The organism is Mycobacterium sp. (assembly GCF_050701515.1).
Classification (GTDB): Bacteria; Actinomycetota; Actinomycetes; order Mycobacteriales; family Mycobacteriaceae; genus Mycobacterium.
The window spans coordinates 1-7,540 of the sequence record NZ_JBOGDB010000123.1; the positions used below are offsets into that span (position 1 = coordinate 1).

Here is a 7,540-nt window from a genome sequence, read left to right on the forward strand (position 1 = left end):
GCCCTGGCCCCCGAGACCCGCGCACGAGCGACCGCCGTCGCCGGCACGATCCGCACCGACGGAGCAACGGTGGCCGCGACGCTGCTGCTCAACAAACTCAGCCGAGTCGACCGGCAAAGCCGGGTCAGGGGATAAGCAGCCAGCGGCCGCGCTGGCCGACGCCGGCGACCTTGTCGTATGCCTTCCCCGCGTCGTGCAGCGGCATGCGACCAGCCACCCGCACCTCGAGCGTGCCCTCCGCGGCGAGTCCCAGCAGCCCGGCGATCGCCTCGCTCTCGGGCTCCACGCTGACGGTGCGCACCTCGATCCCGCGTTGGGCCCCGATCGGCGCACCAGGGGCCACGCCGACGAATGACCCGCCGTCGCGGACCGCGGCCAGCGCCGAGTCGCGCCTTCTGGTGCGACTGACTCACAAGCTGATGCGCACACCGACGCCGCATTACGAGCTCACCCCCTAGCGCGAAGGCCGGCGGTGATGCGTCGGATGCACCGTCGCCCTACCCCGACGCAGCAACCGGCTGGCACTCAATTGGGTTCAGGCGTCGTCTAGTGCCTCGATCGAACGCGAAGCCTCGTGCGCACGAGACATTGAGCATCCTTCGGCCATTTGCGAGAAAGTCCCATCCGTCTGCCGCGGTGCTCCGAATCACTGATAGGCCGACGACGACGGCGACATGGCCGTCCGGCGTAGCGCCGCAGCACCAAATGTGACCAAGAATCCCGACGATTAATCGAAGGCGAGACCGATGACGCAGCGATATGACTTGGCGATTGCGGGCGGCGGGCCTGCGGGTTCGGCCGCGGCATGGCAGGCCGTCCAGACCGGGGCCCGGGTGGTTGTGCTGGACAAGGCCGAGTTCCCGCGCGACAAGCCCTGCGGCGACGGCCTCACTCCACGCGCCGTCAGCTATCTACAAAAAATGGGCCTAGCCGACGAGATCTCCAAGTTCCACCGCCTCAACCGGGCCACAATATTCAGCCCGACCGAATGGGAGCTGTCGTTCCCGCGCCGGCCCGGCATGCCCGACCACGGCCACGGCGTCAGTCGTCGCGAGCTGGACACGCTGCTGCTCAAGAACGCCGAGTCCGCGGGCGCCGAGGTGCGCCAGTCCGCCGAGGTCCTCGGCCCCATAGTTGACGACGACGGCCGGGTCAGAGGCGTGATGCTCAAGACAGGGGAGCGGGTGCTCGCCGACGCGGTGATCGCCGCCGACGGTGCCTACTCGCCCATCAAGCAGGCGCTCAAGCTGGACTCGCGGTACAACGGCTACTCGGCGATCGCGATCCGCGCCGAGATGCCGGCGAACCGCCCGGAATCCGACAGCCTCGACATCTACCTGAAGCTTCGGTTCCAGGGCGACCAGCTGCCCGGCTACGGCTGGGTTTTCCCGCTCGGCGGTGGCCGGGTCAATATTGGGCTGGGCTATGTCAACAGCTACAAGAACTGGCAGCAGATCAACGCCACCCAGTTCCTCGGCGAATTCCTGGCTACCCTGCCTCCCGAGTGGGGGCTGCCACCGATCGACGAGTTGCGAAAATCGAAGGCCCTGCAGGGGTGGCGGCTGCCGATGGGCTTCACCGCCTGGCCGCCGTGGCGCCCCGGCGTCCTGTTCGCCGGCGATGCGCTAGGTGCGGCCAGGCCGGTGTCGGGCGCGGGCATTTCCAAGGCATTGCAATCCGGGCTGGCCGCCGGTGAGTGCGCCATCGCGGCTTTGACCAACAGCGGGCCCGACGACTTCACCAACTACACACAGGTCATCGAGGCGGCCTGGGGCAAGGAGTACCGCCGCGGCCGGTACTTCCACAAGCTGGTCGGCATCCCGGCGCTCGCCAACGCCGGGCTCAAGGTGCTGGACAGGGTGAGCCATCCCGGGTTTCGTGCGCACCTCCTCTTCTGGGAAGGCACGTTATCGGGCCGGTAGCGAATGTTGCTCTTCGTAAATCTCTTGCAGGACAGCATGTTTAACGTCTAGCCGACAGGTAGGGAAGCGTCACTGTGACGAATTGTGCGCATGCGGGGCCCGGGGTACCTGACCACTCGTCGGCTCATCGTCGTCCTGACATTCGAGGTTTTCCGTGTGCCCGGCCGGGTGGTCAGTTTGGAGTTGCCAACTCCGTCAGATGCCAGATTGGCTGCGACCCATGCCAACTGTACTTAGACTGGGCGGAGGAGAGCGTTGATCCATCTGATGCAATCGTGGTTACCGGTAACCTTCCGTATTCAATTTCGCCGTATTCGTCGGGCGGTATCGAATACCAGGGCGGCGAGCCAAGCACGGCGCTCGCCAACGCGATCACGAAGATCATCTCGCCCGGGCATGTTTACACGCTCAGCGCCGAAGCGCAGTAACGGATCTGAGGCCATCGCCATCGCACGGCCGGCGCCCTGACTGAGCTATCCCACGGCCTCGCCCGGTCTGATCGGAACGACCACGCGTGGCGGCGGCTGCGGAGCCGATGTGCCTGGCACGTTTTCGTTTCCTGGCCCTATTGTGCCAGGGTTCAGCGGCTGCTGTCCGCTTTGCTGATCGGCTGGAGGAGCCACACACTTTTCGCCATCCCAGACGCCGTCGGAAGCAACGCAGCAGGCGAATTCTGTGTACCCGCTTTGGATACATTTGTCGTACAACCCGACGTCCCATTCGCCGGGTGCGGCGCTCGCAACTGCGGCTGATCCGATGGCTATGGATACCGCAAATGTGGCTGCCGCCAGGCAGCGAGCCACGGTGCTCGATGCAGTGGTGTTCGTCGATTTCATCTGGGGTCCTTCGGTTGGCCGGATGGCTGTGGGGGCGCCCGACCCGACGACCCCTGGGTGAATATTCATTACATTTTGCCACCCGTGTGACAATCGCGATATCAATTTGTGGAACTGCCTGGGGATTTTCGGTCATCGCGCACACATGAGCAACTTAGCTACGCTCATTGAAAGTGGCCGTCCAGCAATATCCGACGACCTTCGTGACGAAAATAAGCTGGGAACCGACGTAGCCGAGTTCCGCTCCTGACCATGTGCCCATGTCTGGACGCTCGAGACGATTACGGCGAAACCGTATGTCGCAGGCCGTTTTTCGACCGGCAAGAGCGGCCTCACCAGCCGCACCAAGAGGGGGCAACGGGTTGATTCAGCTGATAAAGTAGCGACCCTTTTTACTTGACATAGTGTGGCTTATCGGTATGCAACTGATGCGAGTTGCATTAAGTGAAAGTGCTCGCACCCCTTGACGATTGGACGATCTCTGCTGCTCAACGCGTGAATTGATCGTCTACACGCCGAGCCGACAAGGCGCACCTGTTGTCAATACGCCGCTTACGTCACAGTGACGGACCACAGCGACGGCCAATCTTTTGATGCGCCCCCAGATCCTCGGCGTACACAGTCGGCGCCCGTAATAGCCGTTTCACCCGGGGATCGTCGCCGTATGCTGAGCGCGTTGCGCTCCGGGACCGGTGTGAAGGCTGAGGTGACGGTGACGGTGGCGGGTGTGGTGTGCGGGACCTGTGGCGCCGAGCCGTCGCGGGTCGGTGCCCGATTTTGTGATGCCTGTGGCGCGCCGTTCGCGGCGTCGCACCGGCCCGCGGAGTTCAAGCAGGTGACGGTGCTGTTCGCCGATGTGGTGCACTCGATGGATATTGCGGCGGCGGTGGGGACGGAACGGCTGCGGGAGATCATGACCGAGTTGGTCACCCAAGCGTCGGCGGTGGTGCAGCGGTTCGGCGGCACGGTCGACAAGTTCACCGGTGACGGGATCATGGCGGTGTTTGGGGCACCGGTGGCGTTGGAGGATCACGCTTTTCGCGCCTGCGTGGCTGCACTGCAAGTGCAGCAGGTGGTTGAGCATCTGGCGGCGGAGATTGCGACAGCGGATGGTGTGGCGTTGCGGCTACGGATCGGAATGAACTCGGGTCAGGTCATCGTCGGTGACATCGGTTCGGGTGCGCTGGGGTACACCGCCATCGGTGAGCAGGTCGGGATGGCGCAGCGGATGGAGTCGGTCGCCCCGCCAGGCGGGGTGATGCTCAGCGATTCCACCGCGCGCCTCGTCGATGATCTCGTTGTACTTGGTGACCCGGAGCTCGTGCACGTCAAGGGCTTCGATGCCGCGATGCCCGGCCGTCGGCTACTGAGTGTGGGGGCACGGCAGGGGCTTGCTTCGCGTGCCGAATCACCCCTGGTAGGCAGGCGCTGGGAAATGGCCGCCGCCACAGGGATTCTGGACCGCTCGATTGAGGGGCACGGGGGTGTGGTCGGTGTGGTGGGCCCTGCCGGCATCGGCAAGAGCCGGGTGGTGCGAGAGGTCGCCGAGGTGGCAACGGGCCGCGGCGTCGACGTGTTCTGGAGTTTCTGTGAGTCTCATGCCATCGACATCCCGTTTCATGTGGTGACCCGGCTGTTGCGGGCGGTGTTCCGGGTGGACGGCCTGGACGGCCCCGCGGCACGCGAGCGGGTGCGGTCTCGTGTCGATGACGCCGACGAGCAGGATCTGGTGCTGCTCGATGATCTGCTCGGCGTAGGCGACCCCGACATCGCGGTCGCCGCGATCGACCCGGATGCCCGGCGGCGCCGGTTGACCGCGCTGATCAATGCCGCTTTGCTGGCCCACACCGAGCCGGCGGTGTACGTAATCGAGGATGCACACTGGATCGACGAGGTTAGCGAGTCACTGGTGGCCGACTTCCTCACCGTGATTTCGCAGACCCGGTCACTGGTGCTGATCACCCATCGCCCGGAGTATCGCGGCGCACTGACTCGGGTCGCGGGCTCGCAGACGCTTGCCCTTGCGCCGCTGAGCGACTCGGAGTCCTCGGCGCTGCTGGCTGAGCTGCTCGGGCCCGACCCGTCAATCGGCGAGGTGGCGGCCACGATCGTGGCCCGTGCCGGCGGCAATCCCTTCTTCGCGCAGGAGATCACACGGGATCTCAGCGACCGCGGCGTGCTGCACGGACACCGGGGCGGCTATGTGTGCCGGTCAGATGCCACCGAGGTCAGTGTGCCGGCCACCCTGCAGGCGACCATAGCCGCGCGCATCGACCGCCTCGATCCGCGGGGCAAGCGCACGCTCAGCGCCGCGGCGGTGGTCGGATCCCGCTTCGGTGTCGACATGCTGACCACGCTGGGCGTCGACGTAAGCCTGGAGGAGTCGCTCGCGGCCGAGCTGATCGATCAGGTGCGGTTTACCCGGGCCGCGGAGTACGTGTTTCACCATCCGTTGATCCGCACGGTGGCCTACGAAGCGCAGCTCAACTCCGACCGCGCCGAGCTGCACCGGCGCTTGGCTGCCGCGATCGAATCCGGCGACCCGGCAGCCGCCGATGCGAACGCGGCGTTGATCGCCGAGCATCTCGAGGCCGCCAGCGACCTCCGCGACGCGTACTCCTGGCACATGCGCGCCGCAGCCTGGTCGACTAACCGCGACCTCGCTGCGGCCCGGGTGAGCTGGCTGCGGGCACAAGAGATCGCCGACCGGTTACCCGCCGATAACCCGGACCGCACGTCGATGCGCATCACTCCCCGCACGCTGCTCTACGGGACGGCATGGCGAAAAGGCGGCAACGCCGACGACGCCGCGTTCGAGGAGCTGCGCGAGCTGACCCTCGCCGCCGGTGACCGGGTGTCGCTGGCCATCGCGATGGCCGGGCGGGCATCGACATTGATCACCCATGCCCGCATCGCCGAGGCGTCGTTGATGGCCTCCGAGCTCATCGCGCTGCTCGAGTCGATCGGGGACCCGACACTGACGGTAGGCCTGCTGTACATCGCCGGCGCGGCGAAGCTTTTTGCCGCCGATATCGGGGAAGCTCTGCGGCTATTCCAGCGGGTCATCGATCTGGCCGCTGGCGATCCCACCAACGGCGCTCTGATCCTGGGATCACCACTGGCGACCGCGCTCACCATGCGCGGGTCCGCGCGCGGCAGCCTCGGCATGCCGGGCTGGAAGGACGACTACGACGAAGCGGCCGCGATGGTATCCCAGCACGACCCCACTGCCCGCGCGCTACTCGCCCTATACAAGTACGGCACAGTGACAAGCGGTGCTTCCTTAGCCGGCGAGGGCGCCCTGCGAGAGACCGCCGAACTCCTGGAGACCGCGCAACGATCCGGCGACAACATGACCGTCAGCTCCGCTCAATACGCCCGCGGGATTGTCTTGGCGCACCAGGACGGTCCGCACCGCCGGGAAGGCATCGAGCTACTCATCCGCGCCCGCGACGCTGCGCTGCAGGAAGGCTTCATGTTGGTCCAAATACCCACCATCGACACTTATCTGGCCCAGGACAAGGCCAACAGCGGCGATCTGGACGGCGCCATCAACCTGACCCGCCAGGTGCTCGATGAGCTGTTCAAATCGGGGTTGTACATCAATTGCGCATTTCCCACCAGCGTGCTGGTCGAGGCGCTGCTGGCCCGCGGCGCCGATGGTGACCTCCCGCAAGCCCAAGCCGCTATCGAGCGTTTGGCGGAGGTGCCCATCGAACCCGGATTCGTGCTGAACGAACTCCCGTTGCTCCGGCTGCGGGCCTTGCTCGCCCGGGCCCATGGAGACGAGGCCGATTACCGGGACTATGCCGGCCGTTATCGAGAAATGGCCAGCGCCACCGGTTTCGAGGGGCACATGGCGATAGCCGAGGCGATGACGTGACTCGGCGGACGTCTTGGTCGCTCTGCCGACAGCGCGCGGCAGAGGGCAAACCGCGACCGCTCGCCCAGCGCATACGAACTCGCACCGTTACCAGCTATCTACTGCGAGTTCTGTGGTAGCACAACATGATTCGTTGTCTCGGCCGTCGTTCTGCTTGTCGCTTGATGAATCGGTTCCAGCTGGTCAGGCCATTAATCGACGGTCGAAGTCATCATCGGATGTTCGGAGGGGCAGGATCCGCGGCTTCGCCCCATGCTACCTTATAAGGTAGCATGGGGTTATGACTGTCATTGGTCCTCGTAGCCAGCGCAGCATCGATGCGTGGGCGGGAAATGTCCTGCGGGTGGTCCGCGCGAAGGCGGGTCTGACGCAGCGTCAGTTGGCGGAGAAGGCGGGCGTTCCGTATAGCACAATCGCCAAGATCGAGTCCGGCAATCGGCAGCCCACGCACCCCACTATGGCGAAAATCCTTGCCGCTGTGGATCTGTCGGTGTCGACACAGTTGGTGCCGTATGACGACCATGACGACGTGCTTTGGGTGCAGGAGCAGCGGCGGAGCCCAGCCGAGCGAGCGCGCATTGCCGCTGAACAGGTGCGATTGGCGCGGGAGGCGAAGTGAGCGAGTTCAACCCCTCGGCCATCGTGGAGGTGCTGTCGCGGCACGATGTGTCCTACGTGCTGATTGGCGGCTACGCCGCGCTGTTGCAGGGGTCGGGAATGTCGACGATCGACATCGATATCGTGCCGGCGCGGGCGAGGTCGAACTTGGCGAACTTGGCGGCCGCACTTCGAGAGCTCGATGCGAAGATCCGCGCCGCCGGCACTGAACCGTTGCCGTTCAGCGCCTCAGAAGAGTCGTTGCAAGGTGTGAGCGTACTGAAGTTGACAACTCGTTTCGG

6 protein-coding genes are annotated in these 7,540 nt (G+C 65.1%); 5 read left to right on the top strand and 1 reads right to left on the bottom strand.

What is annotated here, in order from left to right; translation table 11 throughout:
- Window positions 1–124 precede the first annotated feature (124 nt).
- Entirely contained in the window at window positions 125–343 is a 219-nt protein-coding gene (locus ACRDU5_RS10560; protein ID WP_526614445.1) for a hypothetical protein, read from the bottom strand.
- A 403-nt stretch (window positions 344–746) separates the two neighbouring features.
- On the opposite strand from ACRDU5_RS10560, the gene ACRDU5_RS10565 reads away from it, so the two are divergent.
- The 5 genes from ACRDU5_RS10565 to ACRDU5_RS10585 form a co-directional block, all read left to right on the top strand.
- Window positions 747–1,922: a geranylgeranyl reductase family protein gene (locus tag ACRDU5_RS10565; protein WP_526614446.1), complete on the top strand. Its 1,176-nt coding sequence runs from the start codon at window positions 747–749 to the stop codon at window positions 1,920–1,922.
- A gap of 275 nt (window positions 1,923–2,197) precedes the next feature.
- On the top strand, window positions 2,198–2,350 hold the full coding sequence (locus ACRDU5_RS10570; protein ID WP_526614447.1) for a hypothetical protein: 153 nt from the start codon (window positions 2,198–2,200) through the stop codon (window positions 2,348–2,350).
- A gap of 1,072 nt (window positions 2,351–3,422) precedes the next feature.
- The gene (locus tag ACRDU5_RS10575) at window positions 3,423–6,641 is read left to right on the top strand and encodes an ATP-binding protein (protein WP_526614448.1); all 3,219 of its coding nucleotides are present in this window, start codon (window positions 3,423–3,425) and stop codon (window positions 6,639–6,641) included.
- 280 nt (window positions 6,642–6,921) lie between these two features.
- Window positions 6,922–7,260: a type II toxin-antitoxin system RelB family anti-toxin gene (relB, locus tag ACRDU5_RS10580; RefSeq protein WP_526614449.1), complete on the top strand. Its 339-nt coding sequence runs from the start codon at window positions 6,922–6,924 to the stop codon at window positions 7,258–7,260.
- Window positions 7,257–7,540: hypothetical protein (locus ACRDU5_RS10585; RefSeq protein WP_526614450.1), on the top strand; the 284-nt coding region annotated here is incomplete at its 3' end. The genes relB and ACRDU5_RS10585, both read left to right, overlap by 4 nt.

What these genes read in the sequence shown, in the direction of transcription:
- ACRDU5_RS10565 (WP_526614446.1), top strand. Translation starts at nt 747, where the DNA reads ATGACGCAGCGATATGACTTGGCGATTGCGGGCGGCGGGCCTGCGGGT.
- ACRDU5_RS10575 (WP_526614448.1), top strand. Translation starts at nt 3,423, where the DNA reads ATGCTGAGCGCGTTGCGCTCCGGGACCGGTGTGAAGGCTGAGGTGACG.
- relB (WP_526614449.1), top strand. Translation starts at nt 6,922, where the DNA reads ATGACTGTCATTGGTCCTCGTAGCCAGCGCAGCATCGATGCGTGGGCG.